Genomic DNA, 1,028 nt, shown 5'->3' with positions numbered 1-1,028 from the left:
CGGGACAACACGCACCGGATCGCCGAGTTTGGTTTTTCATCCGGGTTACCTGCCGACACCGATGTCGTACTGGCGTTCTTAGGCGGTGACCGCTCTAATGCCGTGGCGATTGGCAGCAATCACCAACAATACCGGCATAAAGGGTTAAATCCCGGTGAAGTGGTGGTGTACAACCAGTGGGGGCTGCATATCCTGCTGACGGCATCGGGGATCACCATTGAAGCGAAAGGGCAGCCGGTCACCGTCAATAATGCGTCAAAAGTCACCGTCAATGCCTCCACCGAAGTATTGCTGAATACTCCGGTACTGAAAGTGACCGGCGATGTCATTGATAACTGCAACAGTAACACCACGACCATGAAACAGTTACGTGATGCCTATAACCGTCATACGCATCCCGTGTCTGGTGTGAAATCCGGCGATGCGACGGTCACCAGTCAGATAACCGGAGAAACCGTCAAATGAGTGATATCACTTCCTGGTGGGATATCAAAAATATTCATGCTGACTGGCTGGCAGGACGCGGGGATTTGGTGACCGGGAATGATCTGCAAACGGCCATCATTATCAGTTTATTTACGGATCGGCAGGCACGGCCTGACGATGATATAGAGAGTACTGACCGTCGCGGCTGGTGGGGTGACAATGGGGCTGATTATCAGATAGGTTCCCGGCTGTGGTTGTTACATCGGCAGAAACTAACCCCCCCTGTCGCGTTGGCGGCTGAGGATTATGCCCGTGAGGCGCTGCAATGGATGCTGGATGATGGCGTGGCCGCGGCGATTGATATCCGTACACAAATTGTCTGGCCCAATCGGCTGAATATGATAATCCGTTATCAGCGTCCGGGGCGGGATAACGAGGATCTACGCTTTTTTTGGGTCTGGGAGCAAGAAAATGCCCTTTAAACGAAAAACACTCACTGAACTCCGGGCACAGAACCGCAGTTATTTACAATCAGAATTACAGGAAACCGGCCCGTTATTGCGCTTTTCCAACATGGGCGTACTGGCAGATATGGATGCAGG

Annotated in this window: 2 protein-coding genes; both read left to right on the top strand. The window is 52.3% G+C overall.

Annotated features, from left to right (window positions below):
• Positions 1-465, top strand: a 465-nt coding sequence (locus Xbud_RS19030; protein ID WP_099137535.1) for a phage baseplate assembly protein domain-containing protein, incomplete at its 5' end; no start/stop codon positions are given.
• A complete protein-coding gene (locus tag Xbud_RS19025; protein WP_099137534.1) occupies positions 462-908 on the top strand; it encodes a phage GP46 family protein in 447 nt (148 codons plus the stop codon). The genes Xbud_RS19030 and Xbud_RS19025, both read left to right, overlap by 4 nt.
• Positions 909-1,028 lie beyond the last annotated feature (120 nt).

This window comes from Xenorhabdus budapestensis, assembly GCF_002632465.1.
In the GTDB taxonomy this organism is placed as follows: Bacteria; Pseudomonadota; Gammaproteobacteria; order Enterobacterales; family Enterobacteriaceae; genus Xenorhabdus; species Xenorhabdus budapestensis.
This window is presented reverse-complemented; position numbering and strand designations above follow the sequence as displayed.

Excerpts from the sequence above, each read along its gene's own strand:
- Xbud_RS19025 (WP_099137534.1), top strand. The coding sequence starts at position 462 with ATGAGTGATATCACTTCCTGGTGGGATATCAAAAATATTCATGCTGAC.